General features: G+C 62.2%; 22 protein-coding genes. 8 read left to right on the top strand and 14 right to left on the bottom strand.

Annotated elements, in window-relative coordinates; all coding sequences use genetic code 11:
* From pqqF to ACIOVD_RS01405, 7 genes are all read left to right on the top strand, one after another.
* Nucleotides 1-2,484 carry a pyrroloquinoline quinone biosynthesis protein PqqF gene (gene pqqF / locus ACIOVD_RS01435; RefSeq protein WP_401125719.1) on the top strand — a complete coding sequence of 828 codons (2,484 nt, stop codon included), beginning with the start codon at nt 1-3 and terminating at the stop codon, nt 2,482-2,484.
* Between the two features lie 137 nt (nt 2,485-2,621).
* Nucleotides 2,622-2,696, top strand: a complete 75-nt coding sequence (pqqA, locus tag ACIOVD_RS01430; RefSeq protein WP_003194766.1) for a pyrroloquinoline quinone precursor peptide PqqA — start codon at nt 2,622-2,624, stop codon at nt 2,694-2,696.
* Between the two features lie 85 nt (nt 2,697-2,781).
* The gene (pqqB, locus tag ACIOVD_RS01425; RefSeq protein ID WP_401125667.1) at nt 2,782-3,693 is read left to right on the top strand and encodes a pyrroloquinoline quinone biosynthesis protein PqqB; all 912 of its coding nucleotides are present in this window, start codon (nt 2,782-2,784) and stop codon (nt 3,691-3,693) included.
* A 136-nt stretch (nt 3,694-3,829) separates the two neighbouring features.
* The gene (pqqC, locus tag ACIOVD_RS01420; RefSeq protein WP_401125665.1) at nt 3,830-4,582 is read left to right on the top strand and encodes a pyrroloquinoline-quinone synthase PqqC; all 753 of its coding nucleotides are present in this window, start codon (nt 3,830-3,832) and stop codon (nt 4,580-4,582) included.
* Nucleotides 4,579-4,854 (top strand): pyrroloquinoline quinone biosynthesis peptide chaperone PqqD, encoded by a 276-nt coding sequence (gene pqqD, locus ACIOVD_RS01415; RefSeq protein WP_095164265.1) that lies wholly within the window; start codon nt 4,579-4,581, stop codon nt 4,852-4,854. The genes pqqC and pqqD overlap by 4 nt, the downstream gene beginning before the upstream one ends.
* Nucleotides 4,826-5,995, top strand: coding sequence for a pyrroloquinoline quinone biosynthesis protein PqqE (gene pqqE / locus ACIOVD_RS01410; RefSeq protein ID WP_095164267.1), 1,170 nt, complete (start codon nt 4,826-4,828; stop codon nt 5,993-5,995). The genes pqqD and pqqE overlap by 29 nt, the downstream gene beginning before the upstream one ends.
* Nucleotides 5,961-7,790 carry a prolyl oligopeptidase family serine peptidase gene (locus ACIOVD_RS01405; RefSeq protein ID WP_401125662.1) on the top strand — a complete coding sequence of 610 codons (1,830 nt, stop codon included), beginning with the start codon at nt 5,961-5,963 and terminating at the stop codon, nt 7,788-7,790. Before pqqE ends, ACIOVD_RS01405 begins: the two co-directional genes overlap by 35 nt.
* 33 nt (nt 7,791-7,823) lie before the next feature.
* On the opposite strand, the gene ACIOVD_RS01400 is transcribed toward ACIOVD_RS01405, so the two are convergent.
* From ACIOVD_RS01400 to ACIOVD_RS01380, 5 genes are all read right to left on the bottom strand, one after another.
* Nucleotides 7,824-7,982, bottom strand: coding sequence for a YqaE/Pmp3 family membrane protein (locus ACIOVD_RS01400; RefSeq protein ID WP_003228885.1), 159 nt, complete (start codon nt 7,980-7,982; stop codon nt 7,824-7,826).
* Nucleotides 7,983-8,091: 109 nt separating this feature from the next.
* On the bottom strand, nt 8,092-8,412 hold the full coding sequence (locus ACIOVD_RS01395; RefSeq protein WP_095164271.1) for a DNA-binding transcriptional regulator: 321 nt from the start codon (nt 8,410-8,412) through the stop codon (nt 8,092-8,094).
* Nucleotides 8,402-8,761: a type II toxin-antitoxin system RelE/ParE family toxin gene (locus ACIOVD_RS01390; RefSeq protein WP_095164273.1), complete on the bottom strand. Its 360-nt coding sequence runs from the start codon at nt 8,759-8,761 to the stop codon at nt 8,402-8,404. The genes ACIOVD_RS01395 and ACIOVD_RS01390 overlap by 11 nt, the downstream gene beginning before the upstream one ends.
* Before the next feature lie 249 nt (nt 8,762-9,010).
* The gene (locus ACIOVD_RS01385) at nt 9,011-10,288 is read right to left on the bottom strand and encodes an aspartate aminotransferase family protein (protein ID WP_401125658.1); all 1,278 of its coding nucleotides are present in this window, start codon (nt 10,286-10,288) and stop codon (nt 9,011-9,013) included.
* A complete protein-coding gene (locus ACIOVD_RS01380; protein WP_095164277.1) occupies nt 10,285-10,983 on the bottom strand; it encodes an MOSC domain-containing protein in 699 nt (232 codons plus the stop codon). Before ACIOVD_RS01380 ends, ACIOVD_RS01385 begins: the two co-directional genes overlap by 4 nt.
* A 101-nt stretch (nt 10,984-11,084) precedes the next feature.
* On the opposite strand from ACIOVD_RS01380, the gene ACIOVD_RS01375 reads away from it, so the two are divergent.
* On the top strand, nt 11,085-12,014 hold the full coding sequence (locus ACIOVD_RS01375) for a LysR family transcriptional regulator (protein WP_159998253.1): 930 nt from the start codon (nt 11,085-11,087) through the stop codon (nt 12,012-12,014).
* Between the two features lie 234 nt (nt 12,015-12,248).
* Here the strand turns inward: ACIOVD_RS01375 and ACIOVD_RS01370 are convergent, their stop codons facing one another.
* The 9 genes from ACIOVD_RS01370 to bioB all read right to left on the bottom strand — a co-directional run bounded on the left by ACIOVD_RS01370 (nt 12,249) and on the right by bioB (nt 24,308).
* Nucleotides 12,249-14,027 (bottom strand): acyl-CoA dehydrogenase C-terminal domain-containing protein, encoded by a 1,779-nt coding sequence (locus tag ACIOVD_RS01370; RefSeq protein WP_401125654.1) that lies wholly within the window; start codon nt 14,025-14,027, stop codon nt 12,249-12,251.
* Between the two features lie 205 nt (nt 14,028-14,232).
* Nucleotides 14,233-16,029: an acyl-CoA dehydrogenase C-terminal domain-containing protein gene (locus tag ACIOVD_RS01365; RefSeq protein WP_320333149.1), complete on the bottom strand. Its 1,797-nt coding sequence runs from the start codon at nt 16,027-16,029 to the stop codon at nt 14,233-14,235.
* Nucleotides 16,030-16,119: 90 nt separating this feature from the next.
* Nucleotides 16,120-17,409, bottom strand: coding sequence for a diguanylate cyclase (locus ACIOVD_RS01360; RefSeq protein WP_159998259.1), 1,290 nt, complete (start codon nt 17,407-17,409; stop codon nt 16,120-16,122).
* A gap of 210 nt (nt 17,410-17,619) precedes the next feature.
* On the bottom strand, nt 17,620-19,425 hold the full coding sequence (locus ACIOVD_RS01355) for a phenylacyl-CoA dehydrogenase (RefSeq protein WP_095164286.1): 1,806 nt from the start codon (nt 19,423-19,425) through the stop codon (nt 17,620-17,622).
* Between the two features lie 273 nt (nt 19,426-19,698).
* Nucleotides 19,699-20,379, bottom strand: coding sequence for a dethiobiotin synthase (gene bioD / locus ACIOVD_RS01350; RefSeq protein WP_159998261.1), 681 nt, complete (start codon nt 20,377-20,379; stop codon nt 19,699-19,701).
* The gene (gene bioC, locus ACIOVD_RS01345; protein ID WP_401125649.1) at nt 20,376-21,188 is read right to left on the bottom strand and encodes a malonyl-ACP O-methyltransferase BioC; all 813 of its coding nucleotides are present in this window, start codon (nt 21,186-21,188) and stop codon (nt 20,376-20,378) included. Before bioC ends, bioD begins: the two co-directional genes overlap by 4 nt.
* Complete coding sequence (locus ACIOVD_RS01340) at nt 21,181-21,912, bottom strand: alpha/beta fold hydrolase (protein ID WP_095164293.1); 732 nt, start codon at nt 21,910-21,912, stop codon at nt 21,181-21,183. The genes bioC and ACIOVD_RS01340 overlap by 8 nt, the downstream gene beginning before the upstream one ends.
* Complete coding sequence (bioF, locus tag ACIOVD_RS01335) at nt 21,905-23,083, bottom strand: 8-amino-7-oxononanoate synthase (RefSeq protein WP_401125647.1); 1,179 nt, start codon at nt 23,081-23,083, stop codon at nt 21,905-21,907. The genes ACIOVD_RS01340 and bioF overlap by 8 nt, the downstream gene beginning before the upstream one ends.
* A 169-nt stretch (nt 23,084-23,252) precedes the next feature.
* A complete protein-coding gene (gene bioB / locus ACIOVD_RS01330) occupies nt 23,253-24,308 on the bottom strand; it encodes a biotin synthase BioB (protein WP_095164297.1) in 1,056 nt (351 codons plus the stop codon).
* Between the last annotated feature and the right edge of the window lie 73 nt (nt 24,309-24,381).

The raw sequence follows: 24,381 nt of genomic DNA, 5'->3' as shown, positions 1-24,381 counted from the left end.
ATGCCTGCGCCGATCCACCCCCTTGTCCACCACGAAACCCTGGCCAACGGCCTGCGGCTTGCGCTGCGTCATGCGCCCGGTTTGAAACGTTGTGCCGCCGTGTTACGGGTGGCCGCCGGCAGCCACGACGCGCCCCTGGCCTGGCCTGGCCTGGCGCATTTCCTTGAGCACTTGCTGTTCCTTGGCACCGAACGATTTCCTGCCAGCGATGGGCTGATGGCCTACGTGCAACGTCAGGGCGGCCAGTTGAATGCGCAAACCGGCGAGCGCCGCACAGACTTTTTCTTCGAACTGCCGCCCGAGGCTTTTGCGGCGGGACTCGAGCGCCTGGGCGACATGCTCGCCCACCCGCGACTGCATCCAGACGAGCAACTGCGTGAACGGGAAGTGCTGCAAGCCGAGTACCTCGCCTGGTCCCAGGATGCCGCAGCCCAGCAACACCAGGCCCTGTTCGACGGCCTCGCGGCGGATCACCCCTTGCGCGGTTTCCACGCCGGCAATCGTGACAGCCTGGCGGTGCAGCACCCTGAGTTCCAACAAGCGCTCAAGGACTACTATCAGCGGTTTTACCAGACCGGGCAGATGACCTTGAGCCTGGTCGGCCCGCAGCCTGTAGATCAATTGCAGCGCCTGGCGCAGCTGTTGATCAACCCGTTGCGGGTCGGCGTCCGGCAACCGCAAAGTCCGCCGCACCCTTTGATGTCCGAGGCGGTCAGCAGTTATCAACAGGCCAGCGAACAGCAACTCAACCTGCTGTTCGCCTGCGAAGGGTTGCCCGAGTCATCCGCCGAAGCCCTGGACTATCTCTGCACCTGGCTCAATTGCGCCAAGCCCGGCGGCCTGCTCGCCGAGTTGCGCCAGCGCCAGTGGGTCGACAGCCTCAAGGCAACAGCGCTGTACCACTTTGCCGGGCAAGCGCTGCTGCATGTGCAGTTCCAGCTCAGTGCCACCGCTACCGCGCAGCCTGCCTCAATCCGCAGTCTGTTCAACGACTGGCTGAGCTTCTTCGGCCAGCAGTACACCGCGCCAAAACTCGGCGAAGAATATGCCCTGCTGCAGCAACGCAGGCGCCAGTCGAGCAACGCCTTGAGCCTCGCTCGCCTCGACATCGAGCCCGTGCAACCGCTGCTGCCTGAGTCCGCGGTCGGTGCCCTCGCGACGATCTTGCAACAGCTCGATCCGGCACCTGTGGATAACCCGGCCATCACCTGGCAACTGCCACCGCCCAATCCGTTCCTGCGCAGCGCCGAAGAGCCGCCAGCCGCCGGCCTGATTCGCGGCCAAACCAGTGCGCACCGGGGCTTGCGCACCTTCGCCCAGGACCGCACCCGCGGTCGTCGCGAGCGTTCGGCCTTGCAGTTCAACCTGGCGCTGCCAGACACCAGCGGTGAAGGGGCTGTGTGCCTGCGCTGGCGCCTGGCCTCAACTCCGTCGGCCAACCTGCAGCCGGTGCTGGCCCGCAGCCTGCAAGGCCTGATCGACGACGCCGGCCAAGCAGGCGTCGAATTGTCGTTCAGCGAAACTGGCGACCAATGGCTGCTGAAGTTGCTGGGTCGACATGAGCCGATGCCGGCAATTCTCGAACAGGCGCTGTTGTGCCTGACCCAGCCCGCCGCCGAACACTGGCACGCCACACAAGCGCCGCCAGGGTTGATCGCCATCCGACAATTGCTCAAGGCCCTGCCTGAGGTGTGCCTGGGCCAGACGCCAGGCGCGACAGCAGACGCTGCCGGCCCTGCGGACCTGCCCGCGATCTGGGCCAGTGCGCATTGGGATGGCCTGGCTGCCGGCCTGCCCGCCAGCGCACACACCACCATTACCCGGGCCCTGAGTCGGGCTCCGGGCATCGCCGACAGTGAGCCGACGCCACCCGTCGCCATCGCCGGTCAACGACTCTGGAGCACAGTGCCCTGCCAGGGTGGCGAGCACGCGCTCTTGTTGTTCTGCCCCACACCATCGCGGGACGTGGCCGACGAAGCCGCATGGCGCCTGCTGGCCCAGCTCAGCCAAACGCCTTACTACCAGCGCCTGCGGGTCGAACTGCAGTTGGGCTATGCAGTGTTCAGCGGGGTGCGGCAGATCCACGGGCAAACCGGCCTGCTGTTCGGCGTACAGTCGCCAGGTACCCCGGCAGCGCAACTGCTCGCTCACATCGAGGCGTTTATCCAGCAACTGCCAACGCAACTCGCCAGCCTCGACGATGCCGCGCTGGCCGAACAGTTGCAGACGCTGGCCGGACAACTCGACAGCCATACCCTGCCCTTGCCCCAGGCCTTCGATCTGCTCTGGCAGGGCAAACTGGCCAACCACCCGTCGGATTACCTGATGCAATTGCAACAAGCTGTACTGAATCTGCAACGTCCCGCCCTGCTGCACGCCGCCCACTGCCTGGAGCAGGCCACAGGCGGATGGCGATGTGTATCCAGCGATGCCGGCCCACAGGGCGCGTGGCAAACGAGTGGGGGATCATTACCGGGGCTGTAATGGGTTTTCTTCGAGAGAAGTCTCCAATAAGCGGAAACGTTTCAGTAAGATAGCCACCTAAGCATCTGAACATCTCCGGTTGGAGATGGACTATATGTATAGGGTTCGATCATCCCATCCACTGAAGGAGCATCTTTATGACCTGGTCCAAACCTGCCTACACCGACCTGCGTATCGGCTTTGAAGTCACCATGTACTTCGCCAGCCGTTGATTTTGCCTGCGGGCGGAACACGCGGTACAACGCCTCGGCCAGCCCGGGGCGTTTTCATTTTTAGCGTTGATGTGATGGAGCAGCCATGTTTGTCCAGATTCTAGGTTCCGCCGCCGGCGGCGGATTTCCGCAGTGGAACTGCAACTGCGTGAACTGCGCAGGGTTTCGTGACGGCAGTCTGCGGGCCCACGCGCGTACCCAATCGTCGATCGCGATCTCCGATGACGGCGTGAACTGGGTGCTGTGCAACGCATCGCCGGACATCCGCGCGCAACTCCAGGGTTTTGCGCCGATGCAGCCTGGTCGCGCCCTGCGCGATACGGGGGTGCAGGCAATCATCCTGATGGACAGCCAGATCGACCACACCACCGGCCTGTTGAGCCTGCGTGAAGGTTGCCCGCACCAGGTCTGGTGCACCGACATGGTCCACGAAGACCTGAGCAGCGGCTTCCCGCTGTTCACCATGCTCAGCCACTGGAATGGCGGCCTGAACTGGAACCGCATCGAACTCGACCAGAGCTTCAGCATCCCGGCCTGCCCCAACCTGCGTTTCAGCCCCTTGCCCCTGCGCAGCGCCGCACCACCGTACTCGCCCCATCGCTTCGACCCACACCCGGGTGACAACATCGGCCTGATCGTCGAAGACCTGCGCACCGGTGGCAAACTGTTCTACGCCCCGGGGCTGGGCAAGGTCGACGCGCCGTTGCTGGAGATCATGGCCGGTAGCGACTGCCTGCTGGTGGACGGCACGCTGTGGGACGACGACGAAATGCAGCGCCGCGGCGTCGGCACCCGCACCGGTCGGGAAATGGGCCACCTGGCCCAGAACGGCCCGGGCGGTATGCTCGAAGTGCTGGAGCAACTGCCCAAGCAACGCAAGGTGCTGATCCACATCAACAACACCAATCCGATCCTCGATGAAGACTCGGCCGAGCGTGCCGAGCTGGTGCGGCGCAATGTTGAAGTGGCGTATGACGGCATGAGTATTGTGCTGTAGCGGATGGCCTCATCGCGAGCAAGCTCGCTCCCACATGGGATCTGTGGCGCATACAAAACCTGTGGGAGCGAGCTTGCTCGCGATGGCGTCCGAACAAGCACCAAAGCATCCACCGGATGTACACCGGAGAACCGCAATGACCGACACACCGCTGTCCCCCGCCGAGTTCGAAGCCGCGCTGCGGGCCAAGGGCGCCTACTACCACATCCATCACCCGTACCACGTGGCGATGTACGAAGGCCGGGCCAGCCGCGAACAGATCCAGGGCTGGGTCGCCAACCGCTTCTACTATCAGGTGAACATCCCCCTGAAGGACGCGGCGATCCTGGCCAATTGCCCGGACCGCGAGATCCGCCGCGAATGGATTCAGCGCCTGCTCGACCACGACGGTGCGCCCGGTGAAGACGGCGGCATCGAAGCCTGGTTGCGCCTCGGCCAGGCCGTGGGCCTGGACCCCGAGCAACTGCGCTCCCAGGAACTGGTGTTGCCGGGCGTGCGGTTTGCCGTCGACGCCTACGTCAACTTCGCCCGCCGCGCCAGTTGGCAGGAAGCCGCCAGCAGTTCGCTGACCGAACTGTTCGCCCCGCAGATCCACCAGTCACGCCTGGACAGTTGGCCACAGCACTACCCCTGGATCGACCCGGACGGCTACCAGTATTTCCGCACGCGCCTGGGTCAGGCGCGGCGTGATGTCGAGCACGGGCTGGCGATCACCCTGCAGCACTACACCACCTATGCAGGCCAGCAGCGCATGCTGGAAATTCTCCAGTTCAAACTGGACATACTTTGGAGCATGCTCGATGCCATGAGCATGGCCTATGAACTGAACCGCCCGCCTTACCACAGCGTGACCGAGCAACGGGTCTGGCACCGAGGAATCGCCTTATGAGTTTCGACCGCAGCAGGACCCCCACCTGGCGTCCCGGTTACCGCTTCCAGTACGAGCCGGCGCAAAAAGGCCATGTGCTGCTGTACCCCGAAGGCATGATCAAGCTCAACGAAAGCGCCGCGCTGATTGGCGGCCTGATCGATGGCCAGCGTGACGTCGCCGCGATCATCGCCGAACTGGACAGCCGATTCCCCGGCGTGCCTGAGCTTGGCGAGGATATCGAGCAATTCATGGAGGTCGCCCGTGCACAGCACTGGATCGAACTCGGCTGATCCTGCGGCCCTGCCGGCCAAGCCGGAAGTCGGCCTGCCGCTGTGGCTGCTCGCCGAGCTGACCTACCGCTGCCCGCTGCAGTGCCCCTACTGTTCGAACCCGCTGGACTTCGCCGCACAAGGCCAGGAACTGAGCACCGAACAGTGGCTGAAAGTGTTCCGCGAGGCGCGGGAAATGGGTGCCGCGCAACTGGGCTTCTCGGGTGGCGAACCGCTGGTGCGCCAGGACCTTGCCGAGTTGATCGGCGAGGCGCGCAAGCTGGGGTTCTACACCAACCTGATCACCTCGGGCATCGGCCTCACCGAACAGAAAATCAGCGACTTCAAAAAGGCTGGCCTGGACCATATCCAGATCAGCTTCCAGGCCAGCGATGAGCAGGTGAACAACCTGTTGGCCGGCTCGAAAAAAGCCTTCGCGCAGAAACTGGAGATGGCCCGGGCGGTGAAAGCCCATGGCTACCCGATGGTGCTGAACTTCGTCACCCATCGACACAACATCGACAAGATCGACCGCATCATCGAGTTGTGCATCGCCCTGGAAGCCGACTTCGTCGAGCTCGCCACCTGCCAGTTCTACGGCTGGGCCCAGCTCAATCGGGTCGGCCTGCTGCCGACTCAGGAACAACTGGTGCGCGCCGAACGCATCACCAACGAATATCGCGCCAAACTGGAAGCCCAAGGGCATCCGTGCAAGCTGATCTTCGTCACCCCGGACTACTACGAAGAACGCCCGAAAGCCTGCATGAATGGCTGGGGCAGCATTTTCCTGACCGTCACCCCCGACGGCACCGCGCTGCCCTGTCACGGTGCCCGACAGATGCCGGTACAGTTTCCCAACGTGCGCGAGCACAGCATGCAGCACATCTGGTACGACTCGTTCGGCTTCAACCGCTTTCGCGGTTATGACTGGATGCCCGAGCCGTGCCGCTCGTGTGACGAGAAAGAAAAGGACTTCGGCGGCTGTCGCTGCCAGGCCTTCATGCTCACCGGCGACGCCAGCAACGCTGACCCGGTGTGCAGTAAATCCGAGCATCATGGCATGATCCTCAAGGCGCGCGAAGAAGCCGAGCACGCCACCCAGACCATCGAACAGTTGGCCTTTCGCAATGAACGAAACTCACGCCTCATCGTTAAAGGCTGAAGCCTTGAGCGCCCTCAAAGCCGTGTCCGCGGGGGTCGACTTCGCGGACCTGCAGGTGGGCGCCCAAGGCCTGTTCTGGAATGAATATCGCCCCCAGGATGGCGCCTGCCGGATCTGGCACTGGCGCGAGCAGCACGCCCATTGCCTGACTCCACCCGGTTTCAGCGTGCGCAGCCGGGTCTACGAATACGGCGGCGGTGCATTTTGCCTGGGCGATGACGCGCTGTTCTTCGTCAACGAGGCCGACCAGCAGCTTTACCGCCAAACCCTGACGGGCGCACCACCCCAGGCATTGACCGCGGGCGAGTGCCGATACGGTGATTTGCAGTGGGCCAACGGCCAGGTGTTGGCCGTCGAAGAACAGGCCAACCAGCACCGCCTGGTGGCCATCGCTGCCGAGGGTCAACGCCAGCTGCTGGTGGAAGGTGCGGACTTTTACGCCGCGCCGACCTTGAGCCCCGACGCCCGGCAACTGGCGTGGATCGAGTGGAGCCGCCCCCATCAGCCCTGGACCGCCACGCGCCTGATGCTCGCCCAATTGAATCCCGACGGCAGCCTGGCCCCACCCCGTTGCGTGGCCGGGGCAGATGTCGAGGAGTCGCTGCAACAGCCGCGCTTCGATGAGCGCGGGCGCTTGTATTGCCTGAGTGACCGAGATGGATTCTGGCAGCCGTGGGTCGACAGCGAATCAGGCTGGCAACCGCTGCCCAGTGCCGTGGCCGACCACGGTCCGGCGCCCTGGCAATTGGGGGGTTGCACCTGGCTGCCACTGGACGAGCAGCGCTACCTGGCCAGCTGGACAGTTGCCGGCTTTGGCCGCCTGGGCCTGTGCTCAGGCCAGCAGGTCGAGGACTACACCGGCGACTACAGCCGCTTTCGCAACCTGGCGCTGGATCAGCAGTTCATCTACTGCATTGCCGCCTCACCGGTCAGTCCCTCTGCCGTGATCGCCATCGACCGCCACAGCCACCAGGTGCAGGTCCTGGCCGGCGGCGTCGCGCTGTTACCCGCCGAGCAGATCAGCCAACCACAGACCTTGCGTTACCCCAGCGGCAAGGGCGAGGCCCATGGGTTCTTCTACCCAGCCATGGGCAATGTGGAAAAGCCGCCGTTGCTGGTATTCATCCATGGCGGGCCGACCTCGGCCTGCTATCCGATGCTCGATCCACGCATCCAGTATTGGGCCCAGCGCGGCTTTGCCGTGGCCGACCTCAACTACCGTGGCAGCAGCGGCTACGGCCGAGCGTACCGACAGGCCCTGCATCTGCGTTGGGGCGAGGTGGATGTCGAAGATGCCTGCGCGGTGGTGACGTATCTCGCCGCACAAGGCTTGATCGATGGCGAGCACGCGTTCATTCGCGGCGGCAGTGCCGGCGGCTACACCACCCTGTGTGCCCTGGCGTTTCATCAGGTGTTCCGCGCGGGGGCCAGTCTGTACGGGGTCAGCGACCCTGTCGCCCTGGGCCGTGCTACCCATAAGTTCGAGGGTGATTATCTGGATTGGCTGATCGGCGATCCCATCGCCGACGCCGAGCGCTACGCCGCTCGCACCCCGCTGCAACACGCACAGAATATCCAGGTGCCGGTGATCTTTTTTCAAGGCGAACTCGACGCCGTCGTTGTCCCGCAGCAGACCCGCGACATGCTTAAGGCCCTGCAAGACAACGGCATCGCGGCGCAGGCCCATTACTACCCAGACGAACGCCACGGCTTTCGCAAGGCCAGCAATCAGGCCCACGCACTGGAGCAGGAATGGTTGTTTTATCGCGAGGTGATGAAGCCAGCCCAGGGCTGATCGCAGCGCGGTTCAACGCTGCGATCCACAGGCTTAACGCTTGGCGATGATGTACACCGCGTGAACGATGCCCGGAATATAGCCACACAAGGTCAGCAGGATATTCAGCCAGAACGCGCCGCCGAACCCCACTTGCAGGAATACGCCCAGTGGCGGCAACAGAATGGCAATGATGATGCGAATGAAATCCATAGGGCAGCTCCTGAGTAAGGTGGGCTGTGATCAGCCACACACCTAATCGACCCGCGGCGTTGGCCAGGGTTCCGTAACCTTCCGGCCAGGTGCCACTATTGCGGCCTGGTCAGGCCAGAATCTCCAACCCATGCTTTTGCACGATGCTGAGCAGTTTGAGGGCCATGCCACTGGGTTGTTTGTCGCCGGCTTCCCACTGCTTGACCGTGGAGGCGCTGGTGTTCAAGTAACGGGCAAACACCGGCTGGCTGACGTTGTTGCGCTCGCGCAGTTGCTTGATCTCCAGCGCCGCAATCGCCTGGGGTACGTGGGCCAGGCACGTCTCGTCGAATTGGCGCATGGTGGTCTTGCTGATGGCCCCGATCGACAGCAAGGCAGCAGCCGAATCGTGAGCCGACTCAAGGGCTTCACTTTTGAATTTATTGCTCATGGTGCATCTCCACAAATTCCTTCATATCCAGCAACTGCCGGACCTGTGTCTCATCAAGCTTTTCATAGGCTTTCGCCAGTTCTCGAAAAGCGGCCAGTTCCGTCTGGCTGATATTGCCTTGATCTTTTTTGGCAAACAGGAATTGGTATATCCAGTAACGGCCGCCCTTGGCCAGGATGATCGAACGGTGTCGGTTTTGGTTCAGGCGTTTTTTCCAAACGCCGCCTCCCAGGCTGTCCGCTTGTCCTTTTAACAACTCGGCGAATGCTGACCTCAACTCATCGTCCCCAATCCAGGCTTTGGCAGCCTGGAGGGCAAAACGCTTGGTCTTGAACAGTCTGATACTCATGGACATCCCTTCCCTGAAAAATACCACCTAGTGGTATGGATAGCCAATCCGACCGTCGTCATTTCTGCGCACCGGTATCGGCAATCCTTGCCGACTCCATAAAAAGCCATTGTTGCGGTTACCGCTCAAGCCCTGAATAGGCTCCTGAAAATCGTCGGGACAAAAAAAACGCCCCATGCCAAAAGGATCAGGCATGGGGCGATGCGTTATACCGCGAGACGGTTCGGTAATTCAGGTGTTGCGATCACGTCAGACCGCGATGCCTTTGCGACATTGCAATTGGGCGGTGCGCACCCGGGCAAAGGCGCGCGCCAGGCGCAGGAGCATTTCGTCGATGTTGGCCTGGCTGACGGTCAGCGCCGGGGTGAAGCGCAGGCAGTCGGCTTGTGGGGCGCTGATCAGCAGGCCTTCGTACATCGCGGCCTTGACCACGGCGTCGGCCGAGTCATCGCTGAGCCTGAGCCCCCAGAGCAAGCCGTGACCGCACAACTCGCCGTGCCCGTAGCGATTGGCCAGGCGCGCCAAGCCTTCGTGCAGGTGTTGAGCGCTGTCGCGTACATGTTCGAGAAAACCGTGATCGAGCACGCTATCGAGCACTGCCAGGCCAACCGATGCCATCAGGGCATTGCCGTGATGGGTGCCGTCCAATTCGCCCGGTTCAAAACAGCAGGCGCTGCCCCGGGCCAGCAAGGCCGCCACCGGCACTCCGCCACCGAGGCCCTTGCCCATGACGACAATGTCGGCCCGCACGCAATACAGCTGTTCGGCCAACAGCCGACCGCAACGGCCCATACCGGTTTGCACCTCGTCGAGGATCAGCAGAATCCCCAACTCACGGCACAAGCGCTCGACGCCCTTGAGGTAATGCTCGGTCGCAGGCAGTACGCCCGCCGCAGCCTGGATCGGCTCCAGCATGATCGCCACAGTCTGCGCGTCCACCGCCGCATGCAGCGCCGGCAGGTCGTTGAACGGAACACGATCAAAACCCGGGAGCCGGGGCTCGAAGCGATTGTCCTGGCAGTCCGAGGCAGACAACGCAGCAAAGCCATGACCATGGCAGCTACCGCTGGCGGTAATGATTCGCGAAGCACCGCCGCGATGCAATTGGCCCCATTTGCGCGCCAGCTTGATCGCGGCTTCGCACGCCTCACTGCCGGTATTGAGCAGGTACACCTGGTCGCTGCCAGTGCTGTTGCACAGCCGCTCGGCCAAGTTCAACTGGCAGCGATTGAGCAATCCCGAGCCAGGATTGATCAGCGCCTGCGCCTGGGCCGTCAGCGCCTTGACCAGTGCCGTGGGGCTATGGCCGAGGCTGTTGGCTCCGGCGCCCTGGGTAAAGTCCAGGTAGGCGCGGTCAGCGCTGTCCCACAGCCAGGAACCCTGGCCACGGACGAAAATCTGCGGGGCTCGCTCAACACTCGGCATCAGGCACTCACTGGACAGGTTAGCGCTCCTTGCAGGTAACAAACCCTCGGCCGCCAGGTCATCCAGGCTCGGCTGCGGGCGACGCAGGTTGAACAGGTTCATGCGCGCAAACCCTCCAGCGGCAAGCCCAGCAGACGCGCCGTCCAATCCTCGACCCGCCCGCTGCGCAGGCGCTTGATGGCAATATCGCGCCAGCGCGAAGACAGCGCCGGACAATCAATCAGCTTTTTCAAACCGGTATGTTCCAGCGGTTCGCGATAAAAACTGCGCAACGCCCAGGCCACGGTCAGGCCGGGGTAACTGCGCTGGATCAGTTCGAACGGTTGCTCGGCGCTGACAAACCCAGGCTTGAGCACGCGGTAGAACCAGCCACAGCGTCCGGTGTCCTGGGCGAGCTGGGGCAGGATCGGCACACCCCAGCGACGGCTCAGGCGATAGCACGGCGAACGCGGCTGGCTGACCTGCAACAGCGCGCCACCCCAGCGAAACAGATCGCCCAGGCACACTTGCTCTTCACCGAGGCCGTGGGTCGAGAGGTTCTCGCCGAAGGCCGGCGCCTGCCAGTCAATCTGTGGATAACGTTTGCGCCAGTACGCGTAGTGCTCGGCCGGGTAGTGATGCAGGGCCCGTTCGGGACCGGTGTGAAAGCGCGGATCGCCGTGCTCGTCACTGCCCAGGCCCTGCGGCCACAACCAGAGTCGATTGGCAATCCGCTCTTTGTCGGTATCGCTGACCAAGCCCTGCCCCAGGTTTTTTGCCTTGCCTATGTAAACACCATCAACGTAAACGGTATTCATCGCGCTCTCTGGCCCTATAAGCCTTGTGAATGCGGTTAGACTAGGCTTCTGCAGGGCGCTGAGCCATTTCGATTTCCCAGCTTTTTCGATAAGAAATACTTATGGATTTTAAGCAACTGCGTTATTTCGTCGCGGTGTACGAAGAAGGCCATGTCGGCCGGGCCGCCGAACGTCTGTCGATCTCCCAGCCGGCGCTCTCGCAACAGATCCGGCAACTGGAACAGAACCTCGATGTGAGCCTGTTCGAGCGCAGCAGCAAACGGCTGCTGCCCACACTGGCCGCGCATACCCTGTACAACCACGCCCTGCCCTTGCTCGATGGCATGCAACGGGCGCGCGAAGCCTTGGGCAACTTCAAGGGCCAAGCCTCGCGCACCTTGGCCATCGGGGTCCTGCAAACCGTGCACACCAGCCTGGTGCCAAAAATGCTTGAGCGGGTGCGCACGGCCCAGCCCCATTTGGTGGTGCAGATCTACGAGCTCACGGGGCTGGAAATCGAACGCCGCCTGCTTAACGGCTCGCTGGACATCGGCATCAGCTACCTGCCGCCGCGCCAGCCGGGGCTGCATGGCGTGCTGCTGTACGAAGACGAACTGACCCTGGTGATCCCCGTCGACCACCCACTGCGCGAATTCAAGAAAGTCTCCATGAGCCAGGCCGCCGAATTGCCGATGTTGCTGCTGGGCGAGGAGTTTCAGATCCGCCAGATCTGGCAGGGACAACTGGCCAGCCTCGGCCGCCGCCCGCAAGTGCAGGCCGAGCTGAACAACATGGCGGGGATCCTCGACAGTTTGCCCCACACCCGGCTGGCGACTGTTTTGCCCGGACGCTCACAGCGCGAGCATGGCAACAAGGCGTTGTTGTGGAAACCGTTGAGTGAACCGCGGGTGCCGCTGAAGGTGGGGCTGGTCTGTCGGGATGTGCAGCGTCAGCAGGCCACCCTGGAATTGTTGCGCAACCTGCTGGAGGATGTGATGGATGGCCCGGACGGGCGCCTGGCGAGCCCGACTGTTCTGGATGTCCAGGGTTGATGGGCAAAACATAAATCGCAGGCAAAAGAAAACCCCGCCGAAGCGGGGCTTTGCAGACTGTTTCCCTGACATCCATTTCACTCCGCCGTCCTGGCAGAATCCTACGTGTCCGTGTTGTTGCTTTGCGCTTCCTGCGCGACGTCCATATGAGTAGATTAGCTGTGGATCCAATCTGCGAACAGGGGAGAACAGCAGCACGTCATGTAAGCAAATGCTTACATGAGGTTACATTCCTCAGAACTGCGCGGCATCCAACAGGAACAACGACTCGCTGCCGGCTTTGACCGAAGCGCTGAGCGAGTGAATCCGCGGCAGCAGACGGGCGAAGTAGAAGCGTGCGGTGCCCAGCTTGCTGGCGTAGAACTCATCCTGTGTTTCCTTGCCGATGGCAGCCTTGGCCATCAGGGCCCACATGTAGGCGTAGGACACATAGCCAAACACCTGCAAGTATTCGACCGAGGCCGCGCCGATTTCGTTCGGATTACCTTGCACCCGGTCCAGCAGCCAGGCGGTCAGTTCGTCCAGCGTCTCCACTGCACGGTTCAACGGCCGGGTAAATTCACCCAGCTCGGCACCGGCGGTCGCAGTGAAATGACGAATCTCATCAGCGAACAGGTTGTAGAGCGCCCCGCCACTGCCGACGATTTTGCGCCCGACCAGGTCCAGCGCCTGAATGCCGTTAGTGCCCTCGTAGATCTGGGTAATGCGCACGTCGCGTACCAGTTGCTCCTGGCCCCATTCGCGAATGTAGCCATGACCGCCGAACACTTGCTGGCCGTGAATCGTGGTTTCCAGGCCCAGGTCGGTGAGGAACGCCTTGGCGACTGGGGTCAGCAACGCCACCAGGTCTTCGGCACGTTTGCGGGTGGTTGGGTCTTCGCTGAACTTGGCGGTGTCCAGTTGCATGGCCACGTAGGTGGAGAAGGCACGGCCACCTTCGTTCGACGCCTTCATGGTCAGCAGCATGCGTCGCACATCAGGGTGAACGATGATCGGGTCGGCAACCTTGTCCTTGTTCTGCGCGCCGGTTGGCGCACGGCTTTGCAGGCGGTCACGGGCGTATTCAACCGCGTTCTGGTAAGAGCGCTCGCCGGTGGCCAGCCCCTGGATACCGACGCCCAGACGCTCGTAGTTCATCATGGTGAACATCGCCGCCAGGCCTTTGTTCGGCTCACCGACCAGGTAACCCACGGCTTCGTCGAAGTTCATCACGCAGGTGGAGGATGCCTGGATACCCATCTTGTGTTCGATCGAACCACAGTTGGCCGGGTTACGTGCGCCCAGGCTGCCGTCGGCGTTGACCAAGAACTTCGGCACCAGGAACAGCGAAATGCCTTTCGGACCCGCCGGGGCGTCCGGCAGCTTGGCCAGCACCAGGTGAATGATGTTCTCGGTCAGGTCGTGTTCGCCGCCGGTGATGAAGATCTTGGTCCCACTGACTTTGTAGGAACCATCGGCCTGAGGCTCGGCCTTGGTGCGGATGATCCCCAGGTCAGTCCCGGCATGGGGTTCGGTCAGGCACATGGAACCGGCCCAGACCCCGGCGTACATGTTCGGCAGGTACGTGGCCTTCAGTTCTTCGCTGGCATGAGCGTTGATCGACAGGCAGGCACCGGCGGTGAGCATCGGGTACAGGCCGAAAGACAGGCTGGCGGAGTTGACCATCTCCTCGACCTGGGCTGAAACGGTCTTGGGCATGCCCATGCCGCCGAACGCCGGATCGCCACCGACCCCGACCCAGCCCCCTTCAGCGTAGGTCTGATAGGCCTGTGGGAAACCTGCCGGGGTGGTCACGGCACCGTCACTCCAGTGGCAACCTTCTTCGTCGGCGGCCCGGCTCAGTGGCGCGATGCTTTTGCTGGTGACTTTGCCAGCTTCCTCAAGGATCGCCTCGACGGTCTCGGCATCCACGGTGTCGGCCAAAGCAGGAAGTTCTGCCCAGAGCTTGGCCACCTCGAAAACTTCATTGAGGACGAAGCGCATATCGCGCAGGGGCGCTTTGTAGTCAGCCATGGCAAACCTCGTAATACGTGAAAGGTGATTCGTGGGGATCGGGATACAACAAGTGCCGGGAGTGTACCCGAACAACTTTTGCGACACATAGGGTCGACTCGTGACTTATTTGTAATTTTTAGTCACTAAAAACCATCGCGGGCAAGCCTTGCACCGCCTTCCCGGCGCTGCAGGGCTTGCCCGCGATGTGCTTAAACCACCACCGTCAAAGCGCAAACAGCCCTGCTGGTAGCTTCATCAGGCAATCACTGCCTGCCTGCACCGCCGCCCGATGGGCCGCCGTGCGCGGCAGCAGACGCTTGAAGTAAAACTCGCAGGTGGCCAATTTGCCCTCACAGTAGTCGGCATCACCACTGCCCGCCTCCAACTGCGCCTGAGCCACCAGCGCCATGCGCAGCCACAGGTAGGCGTGGATGATGTAACCGCTGTACATCAGGTAATCCAGCGCCGCGGCCCCCACTTCATCAGGGTTCTTCAGCGCCGCCATCCCGACCTGGGTGGTCAGTTCACCCCACTGCTGATTGAGCCCGTCGAGCTGCGCGACATACGTCTTGAGCTGTGGATGCCCGGCGTTGGCGGCACAGAACCTGTGAACGATTTTGGTAAAACCGCGCAGCAACTGGCCCTGGCTGCCCAGTACCTTGCGCCCCAGCAGGTCCAGCGCCTGGATGCCGTTGGTGCCCTCGTAGATCGGCGCAATGCGGCAGTCACGCACCAACTGCTCCATGCCCCACTCGCGGATATAGCCGTGACCACCAAACACCTGCATCCCGTGGTTGGTCACCTCCAGGCCGGTTTCGGTCATGAACGCCTTGCAGATCGGCGTCAGGAACGCCAACAGGTTCTCGGCGTCCTGGCGTTGCTCGGCGTCGCTGGACAGGTGCGCGGCATCGAGCAATTGGGCGGTGAAGTAGGTCAGCGCCCGATTGCCTTCGTTGAAGGCTTTCATGGTCAGCAGCATGCGCCGCACATCGGGGTGGACGATGATCGGGTCGGCGGCTTGTTCCGGGGCCTTGGGCCCGGTCAGCGCGCGCATCTGCAGGCGCTCGTTGGCGTACTTGATCGCACCCTGGAAACTCGCCTCGCCCAGGCACAAGCCCTGCATCCCAGTGCCGAGCCGAGCGTGGTTCATCATGGTGAACATGCAGTTCAGGCCTTTGTTCGCCTCGCCGATCAGGTAACCCGTGGCGCCGTCGAAGTTCAGCACGCACGTGGCCGAGGCCTTGATGCCCATTTTGTGCTCGATCGAACCACAGGTAACCCCGTTGCGCTCGCCCGCCTCGCCTTGGCTGTCGGGCAGGAACTTGGGCACGATAAACAGCGAGATGCCTTTGGTCCCGGCCGGCGCATCCGGCAGCTTGGCCAGCACCAGGTGAATGATGTTGTCACTCAGGTCGTGCTCACCAGCGGAGATGAAGATCTTGCTGCCGGTGACCGCGTAGCTGCCGTCGGCTTGGGGCACCGCGCGGGTCTTGATGATCCCCAGGTCAGTGCCGCAATGGGCCTCGGTCAGGCACATGGTGCCGGTCCACTGGCCGGCCGTGAGTTTGCCCAGGTAGGCCTGTTTCTGCTGCTCGGTGCCGTGGGCGTGAATGGCCGACATCGCACCGTGGGTCAGGCCCGGGTACATGCCCCAGGAGGTGTTGCTGGAACCGACCATCTCGCTGATCACCAGCCCCAGTGAACTCGGCAACCCTTGTCCACCATACGCAGGGTCCGCCGCCAGCCCATGCCAGCCACCTTCGACATACTGGGCGAACGCCTGCTTGAAGCCCTTGGGGGTGGTGACCACGCCATTGTCGAAATGGCAGCCTTCTTCGTCACCGGAGCGGTTCAGCGGGGCCAGGACGTTTTCGCAGAAGCGGGCGCCCTCTTCGAGGATTGCATTGACCATGTCCGGGCTGGCATCGGTAGCCCCGAGCGCGGCGTAGTTGGCATGGAAGTCAAACACGTGGTCGATCAGAAAGCGCATGTCGCGCAGGGGGGCTTTGTACTCAGGCATGGTCATTGCTCCGTCAGCAGATCCCTGCAACCTACTGCCGCACGCCCCCCCGGACAATCACAGTGCAGGCGCTGAATGCGCCATCATCACTCAATCCGTTGCCCCGTCCATGCGCACCGCGCCACGGCGGTTCTGCCCAAACGCCATCACACAATTTCGCCCGGCCCCCTTGGCGCTGTAGAGTGCCTGGTCGGCGCTTTTCAACACCTCTTCCGGCGTACGCTGCGCCAGGCGCTCGGCAACCCCGATGCTCACCGTGACCGCCACGCTGCAAGCACTGGCCCCGGAGCGGCGCTGCCGACCTTGTTGATCGTCCAGGGGCCGGCTGTCTTGATTGCGCAGCTGAATGTTGTAGCTGGCAATCGCTTCGCGGATCTCCTCCAAGTACGGCAAACACTCTTCAAGGCTCTTGGCCGCGAATACCAGGGCAAACTCTTCGCCGCCATAACGATAGGCACGGCCACCGCCACCGATCTTCGACAATTTGCTGGCCACCAGGCGCAGCACCTGGTCGCCGACATCATGCCCGTGGGTGTCGTTGAATTTCTTGAAGTGATCGACGTCGCTCATGGCCAGCACGTAATTGCGGCCCAGCCGTTGCAAGCGCTCGTTCAGCGCCCGCCGCCCGGGCAAACCGGTCAGCTCATCGCGAAACGCCATCTGGTAGGCCTCGTGTGCCACCGCGGCGGCGATCATCAACATCACCTGGCTGCACATGATGTTCAGGGTAAACGGCAGGATGAAGGTCTTGGGCAGCATCCAGAACAAGCCGAGCAGGCCCACCAGTTGGGCCGCGTGCAAAGGTCGGGGATGGCGCCAATATTGGTAGGCCAATAACCCAAAGGCCGCGAGGAACAGCGGGTACGCCAGCTGGATCAGGCTCATCCAGGCCCCATGCAGCGCCGGCCAACGGATTTCCGCCAGCCAGGCCTGCACGGCCTGGGGATAACTTTGCTCCAGGGCCAGGGCCACACTGCCCACGGCCAGCAGTACCGCGAACCGCGCGACCAGGTCCTGAAACAGATGGGTCCGCTCCTGCCACGCCGCGAATGTCCCGTACAACACGGGCAGCAGCAGGCAGCAGAGATGGAAGATCACCGCGGCGTCTTCGCGTACCCCGCCAAAGTCACGGTAATAGTCGGTTTGGGTGTCGAGCAGAAAGTAGGCGATGTACACCGTGACCATCAGGAACAGTTCACGCTGGCGTCGGTAAACCGCGCAGTACGCGCCGCCGAGCAGCAACACCAGGGTCGGCAGGACGTTGAACAACGAGGTGAAAAACACGTTGAGTTCCCTGACGTAAGCCACTGCGAGGCCTGCGAGCAACAGCAGCAGCGAAGGCAGGAAGTGACTCAAACGTACAGCAGAGGAACGCGACAAGGGTAAAGCTCCGGCCCGGCAAATTGACTGATGGCATTATGCCCTCATGCTGGCACGACAGTGCATGAAATGTACTGTCTACGGTTCTTTAACGGCCGCCATAGCGCACGGTTGGGTGTTTCAGCCGGGGGTTTGTATCGCTTTATTTCGGGAATAAAAAAACCGCTGCACCCGAAGGTGCAGCGGTTTGTTGAAGGACCTGCCTTAGGCTCAGTAGCCCAGTGCGAAGTCTTCTTCTTTCATGTCCATCAGGTTGTTGGCGCCCGACAGCATGGTTACAACGTGAGTGCGGGTACGCGGCAGGATACGCTGGAAGTAGAATCGCGCAGTCTGCAACTTGGCGGTGTAGAACGCCTCTTCGGTCGTGCCGGCAGCCAGTTTTTCGGCGGCCAGGCGCGCCATATCAGCCCAGAAGTAAGCCAGGCAGACGTAACCGGAGTACATCAGGTAATCCACGGAAGCCGCGCCCACTTCTTCGCGGTCTTTCATCGCGGCCATGCCGACCTTCATGGTCAATTCGCCCCACTCTTTGTTCAGTGCTGCCAGCGGTGCCACGAATTCCTGGACCGCTTCGTTGCCTTCGTTGGTCTGGCAGAACTTGTGCACGATCTTGGTGAAGCCTTTCAGAGCCTCGCCTTGGGTCATCAGCACTTTACGACCCAGCAGGTCGAGAGCCTGGATGCCGGTAGTGCCTTCGTACAGCATGGAAATACGGCTGTCGCGAACGTTCTGCTCCATGCCCCACTCGGCGATGAAGCCGTGGCCGCCATAGATCTGCACGCCGTGGTTGGCCGATTCAAAACCGACTTCGGTCATGAAGGCTTTGGCGATTGGAGTCATGAAGGCCAGCAGTGCGTCGGCTTTCTTCTTCTCTTCTTCATCTACGCCGTACTTGACGATGTCGACCTGCTTGGCGGTGAAGTAAACCATTGCACGGTTGCCTTCGGCGAATGCCTTCATGGTCAACAGCATGCGACGAACATCCGGGTGCACGATGATCGGGTCAGCGGCTTTTTCCGGGGCTTTCGGTCCGGTCAGGGAGCGCATCTGCAGGCGATCGCGAGCGTATTTCAGACCACCCTGGAAGCCGATTTCGGCGTGGGCCAGGCCTTGCAGGGCGGTACCCAGGCGTGCGGTGTTCATGAAGGTGAACATGCAGTTCAGGCCTTTGTTCGCCGGGCCGATCAGGAAACCGGTGGCCTCGTCGAAGTTCATCACGCAGGTGGCGTTGCCGTGGATACCCATCTTGTGTTCCAGGGAACCACAGGTCACGGCGTTGCGCGCACCGATGCTGCCATCGGCGTTGGGCATGAACTTTGGAACGATGAACAGGGAAATGCCTTTGGTGCCAGCCGGAGCGTCCGGTAGGCGGGCCAGTACGATGTGGACGATGTTATCGGCCATGTCGTGTTCACCGGCCGAGATGAAAATCTTGGTCCCGGAAACCTTGTACGAACCATCGGCCTGTGGCTCGGCCTTGGTGCGCAGCATGCCCAGGTCAGTGCCGCAGTGCGGCTCGGTCAGGCACATGGTGCCGGTCCATTCGCCGGAAACCAGCTTGGTCAGGTAAGCCTCTTGCTGCTCTGGCGTGCCGTGCTCGGAGATGGTGTTCATCGCGCCGTGCGACAGGCCAGGGTACATGCCCCACGACCAGTTGGACTCGCCAACCATTTCGCTGACTGCCAGGCCCAGGGACTCCGGCAGGCCTTGGCCGCCGTGCTCGATGTCGTGCGCCAGGCTCGGCCAGCCGCCTTCAACGAATTGTTTGTAGGCTTCCTTGAAACCAGTTGGCGTCTTAACGCCCGACTCGCTCCAGGTGCAGCCTTCGGTGTCACCCACGCGGTTCAGCGGAGCCAGCACCTGCTCACAAAACTTGGCGCCTTCCTCGAGAATGGCGTTAACCATGTCCGGGGTAGCGTCCTGGCAAGCCGGAAGGCTCTGATAGTGCGCTTCGTAGCCGAGCAGTTCGTCACGAACGAAGCGAATATCACGCAAGGGGGCCTTGTAGTCAGGCATAGCGATAAACCTCTGCTGATGTAACCGGGAATGAACGACCGCGATGATTTGTTGTGACGGTCAAACAGTTGTTTGAAACATACGTTTACGCTGAAATCTTGTCAAGCGTCGATCCTTCGCCGTTCGTCAACGGCCTCCTGAATTACGCACACAACAAAGCGCACGGCCGATGCACAAAGCATCGCCGTGTGTCACAAAGATTAGTTGAAGGAGCAGCAATAGCCCGGCCCGACAGCGTATCCATCACGCTGTCGACCAGGGAAGGAGTGGGCGTTAGTCGAGCAGATCCAGTTGCAGGTGTTCGGCCACCGCTTCGGCGGTGACCACCTTGAGTTTCGGCACCCGTCCCAGGCAAGGCGCGGGCAGTCGCTCGGCCAGGGTTGCGAGGTTTTCTTCCAGGCGTGAGGTCTTGGGTTCGATGATATTGGCCACCCACCCGGCCAGTTGCAGTCCGTCGCGGGCAATCGCTTCGGCGGTCAGCAAAGCGTGATTGATGCACCCCAGGCGCACCCCGACTACCAGGATCACCGGCAGACCGAGCGCCATCGCCAGGTCCGACAGGTTGTCTTGGTCGGCCAGCGGCACACGCCAGCCACCGGCGCCCTCGATCAAGGTGAAGTCCGCCTGCTTATCGAGGATATGGCGCATCGGCGCCACCAGCGACTGGACCGTCAGCGCAACACCGGCCTCGCGTGCCGCCAGATGGGGGGCGATGGCCGGCTCGAACGCCTGCGGATTAACCTCGGTGTAGGTCAGCGGCAACGAACACTGTGCCAGCAACGCCAGTGCGTCGGCATTGCGCAGGCCCTTGGGCGTCACGTCGCAACCGGAAGCCACGGGCTTGCCGGCCGCCGTGCTCAACCCTGCCAAGCGTGCGGCGTGCAACAGGCCGGCGGCCACCGTGGTCTTGCCGACATCGGTATCGGTGCCCGTGATGAAATACGCTGCGCTCATCGAGGTTTCTCCAATACGGCATAGACCACCTGATACGTGGCTGGCAGCCCTTGCGCCTGACGGAACTGCTCATAGGCGGCGATCAAACCACTGATGCGCGCCCGACCTGTCAGCCCACCTGGCCGACCCGGATTCAGATTATGCGCGCCCAGCGCTTTAAGTTCATGGGTCAAGCTGCGCACGTCCGGATAATGCAGCACATGGGCACACTGCTGCAGGTCCAGCACGTTCAAACCGCTGGCCGCACATAACTGCTGATAGCGGCTGAACTCACGGAACCGATTGACGTGCACCTGGCCGTCGACCTGCCGCCAACTGTCGCGCAGTTCATACAACGTGCCGACGCACAGGCTGGCAAAGGCCAACACCCCTCCCGGCTTGAGCACCCGATAGGCTTCACTGAGCACCGTGGCAAAATCGGCGCACCACTGCACCGCCAGGCTGGAAAACACCAGGTCGCAACTGGCGTCCTGCAGGGGCAGGCGTTCCGCGTCCCCGGCAATGAAATGCTGCGCCCCGCCCAAGGGCCTGGCGTGCTTGAGCATGCCTTCAGCAATGTCCAGTGCCACTCCGGCGCTCGCAGGAAACCGCTCTTGCAACGCTCGGCTGAAATACCCGGTGCCGCAGCCCATGTCTAGCCAAACAGCAGGGACAAAATCTTCCGGTAACCGACGTAACAACTCACTACCCACGTCGCGCTGCAACTCGGCCACGCTGTCGTAACTGGCCGCCGCCCGGGAAAAGGACGCCGCGACCTGGCGCTTGTCGGGCAAACCGCCGGGCAGGTTGGGAAGAGACAAATCAGTCATCACCGCACTCGTGCAAAAAGGCTTGGATCGCCCCCGCCACACCGTGGGGGTCTTCCAGAAGAAACGCATGACTGGCCTGTTCAATCAGACCAATTTCAACATCGGGCAACAGGCTCAACAGCTCGCCCGCAGCCTCGGCCGGCACCAAGCCATCGAGGCCGGCAAACAGATGCAACTGCGGCCCGCGGAAAGCCTGCAAGGCCTTGCGGGTGTCCAGTTGGGCCAGCAGTTCCAGGCCACTCATCAGCACCGCTGGCGCCGTATGGGGGGCACCGCCCAACAACAGCCGCGACAGGCCGCGCGAGTCTTCGGCGCCCTGGGCGCAGAGCAGGCTGAAGCGTTTGAGGGTGGTGCGCGGGTCGGCGTTGCAACCGGCCAGGAACCCGTCGAACGTCTGCGCCGGCATGGCGCTGGACCACTCGGCATGGGCGACAAACGATGGATTGCTCGCCAGCGTCAGCAAGCCACAGCAGCGCTCGCCACGGCGGGCGGCCAGTTCTGCGGCGAGCATCCCGCCCAGTGACCAACCGCCCAGCCAGGCGTCTTGCGGCACACTGGCGTCGAGTTCTTCGAGCCATTCATCAAGGTCGCTGGAGTCCAGCTCCGGCAAGGGTTCGATCTCCACCCGCAGGTGTTCGTCGAGACCTTGCAACGCGGCCGCCAACGGCTCCAGTGGAGAAATACCCAGGCCCCAGCCCGGCAACAGAATCAGTCGATCACGCATGGTTCGCCGCCGCTCCCAGATGCTGTACACAATCGGCCAGCCCTTCTAACAATAGCTGCACCTGTGCCTCGCTGTGGGCGGCGGTCAGGGTCACGCGCAAACGGGCGCTGCCGGCCGGCACGGTGGGTGGGCGAATCGCCGTGACCATCAACCCGCGCTCACGCAGCATCTGCGAGAACCGCAGCGCTCGCCCGGCATCGCCGATCATGATCGGCTGAATCGGCGTGGCGCTGTCCATCAGTTCCAGGCCAATCTGTTCGGCACCCTGGCGGAACTGACGGATCAGCACCTGCAGATGCTCACGTCGCCAATGCTCGCTGCGCAACAACTCCAGGCTCTTGAGGGTCGCGCAGGCCAGGGCCGGCGGTTGGCTGGTGGTGTAGATGTACGGGCGAGCGAATTGGATCAGGCTTTCGATCAACTCTTCACTGCCAGCCACAAACGCACCGGCCGTACCGAAGGCCTTGCCGAGGGTGCCGACCAATACCGGCACATCTTCCTGGCTCAGGCCGAAATGCTCGACCACTCCACCGCCAGTGGCACCCAGCGGACCAAAACCGTGGGCGTCATCGACCATCAGCCAGGCGCCCCTGGCTTTGGTTTCCCGAGCCAGGGCGGGCAGGTCGGCAATGTCGCCATCCATGCTGAACACGCCATCGGTAACCACCAGGGTATTGCCGGTGGCCTTCTCCAGGCGCCTGGACAGGCTGGCCGCGTCGTTGTGCAGATAACGATTGAATCGCGCCCCCGAGAGCAAACCGGCATCCAGCAACGAAGCGTGGTTGAGACGGTCTTCCAGCACCGTATCGCCCTGCCCCACCAGCGCCGTGACTGCCCCGAGGTTGGCCATGTAACCGGTGGTGAACAGCAGCGCCCGCGGGCGACCGGTCAGGTCGGCTAGGGCCTCTTCCAGTTCGTGGTGCGGCGTGCTGTGGCCGATCACCAGGTGTGAAGCGCCACCGCCCACACCCCAGCGTGCCGCGCCCGCGCGCCAGGCTTCAATCACTTGGGGATGATTGGCCAGGCCCAGGTAATCGTTGTTGCAGAACGCCAGCAACGGCTGTCCATCGACCACCACTTGTGGGCCCTGCGGGCTGTCGAGCAGCGGGCGCTGGCGATAAAGGTTTTCGGCACGACGGGCAGCAAGGCGCGCAGCGAGATCGAAAGACATGCAGGCCTCGAGTGTCAGATCACATAAATCAAATGAACACGATCCCTGTAGGAGCGAGCCTGCTCGCGATGAACGTTAACGATGACGCGTGTTACCTGAATAAAAACGCGTCGTTTTTGAGTTCATCGCGAGCAAGCTCGCTCCTACAAGGGTTACGCATTCCAGACGATCAAACAGCGGCGTTATAGAACTGCTCGCTGCTCTTTTGCTCCACCAGCGCCTGTTCGATGGCGGCCTGGTGGACCTCGTCGGCGTGCTCTTCGCGAGCCTCCGGCAAGATGCCCAGGCGCGCGAACAGCTGCATGTCCTTGTCGGCCTGCGGGTTGGCGGTGGTCAGCAATTTGTCGCCGTAGAAAATCGAGTTGGCACCGGCGAAGAAGGCCAGGGCCTGCATTTGCTCGTTCATGGCCTCACGGCCAGCCGACAGGCGCACATGGGATTGGGGCATCAGGATGCGCGCGACGGCCAGCATGCGAATGAAGTCGAACGGGTCGATGTCTTCGGCGTTTTCCAGCGGTGTGCCCGCCACTTTCACCAGCATGTTGATCGGCACCGACTCCGGGTGCTCCGGCAGGTTGGCCAACTGGATCAGCAGGTTGGCGCGATCGTCCAGCGACTCGCCCATGCCCAGGATCCCGCCCGAGCAGATCTTCATCCCCGAATCACGCACATAGGCCAGGGTCTGCAGACGCTCGCTGTAGGTGCGGGTGGTGATGATGCTGGTGTAGAACTCCGGCGAGGTATCGAGGTTGTGGTTGTAGTAGTCCAGGCCCGCTTGCGCCAGGGCCGCGGTCTGGTCCTGGTCGAGCCGGCCCAGGGTCATGCAGGTTTCCAGGCCCATGGCCTTGACGCCTTTGACCATCTCCAGCACGTAGGGCATGTCTTTGGCCGAGGGGTGTTTCCACGCCGCGCCCATGCAGAAACGGGTCGAACCGATGGCCTTGGCACGAGCGGCCTCTTCCAGGACCTGCTGCACTTGCATCAGCTTTTCTTTTTCCAGGCCGGTGTTGTAGTGACCGGACTGCGGGCAATATTTGCAATCTTCCGGGCAAGCGCCGGTCTTGATCGACAGCAGGGTCGAGACCTGGACGCGGTTGGCATCGAAATGCGCACGGTGCACCGTCTGCGCCTGGAACAACAGGTCATTGAAAGGCTGAACGAACAGCGCTTTAACTTCGGCCAAAGACCAATCGTGACGCAATTTGGCGGTGATGCTGGCGCTCATCGGCTCATTTCCTTTCTTATGCTTTGGCACGTACCCCGGGAAAAACCGAATTCCCACAGGCACAACACGGATG

It is taken from the genome of Pseudomonas sp. NPDC087626 (assembly GCF_044743405.1).
In the GTDB taxonomy this organism is placed as follows: Bacteria; Pseudomonadota; Gammaproteobacteria; order Pseudomonadales; family Pseudomonadaceae; genus Aquipseudomonas.
The sequence above is the reverse complement of the archived record's forward strand: the minus strand, read 5'-3'. Positions and strand labels throughout refer to the sequence as shown.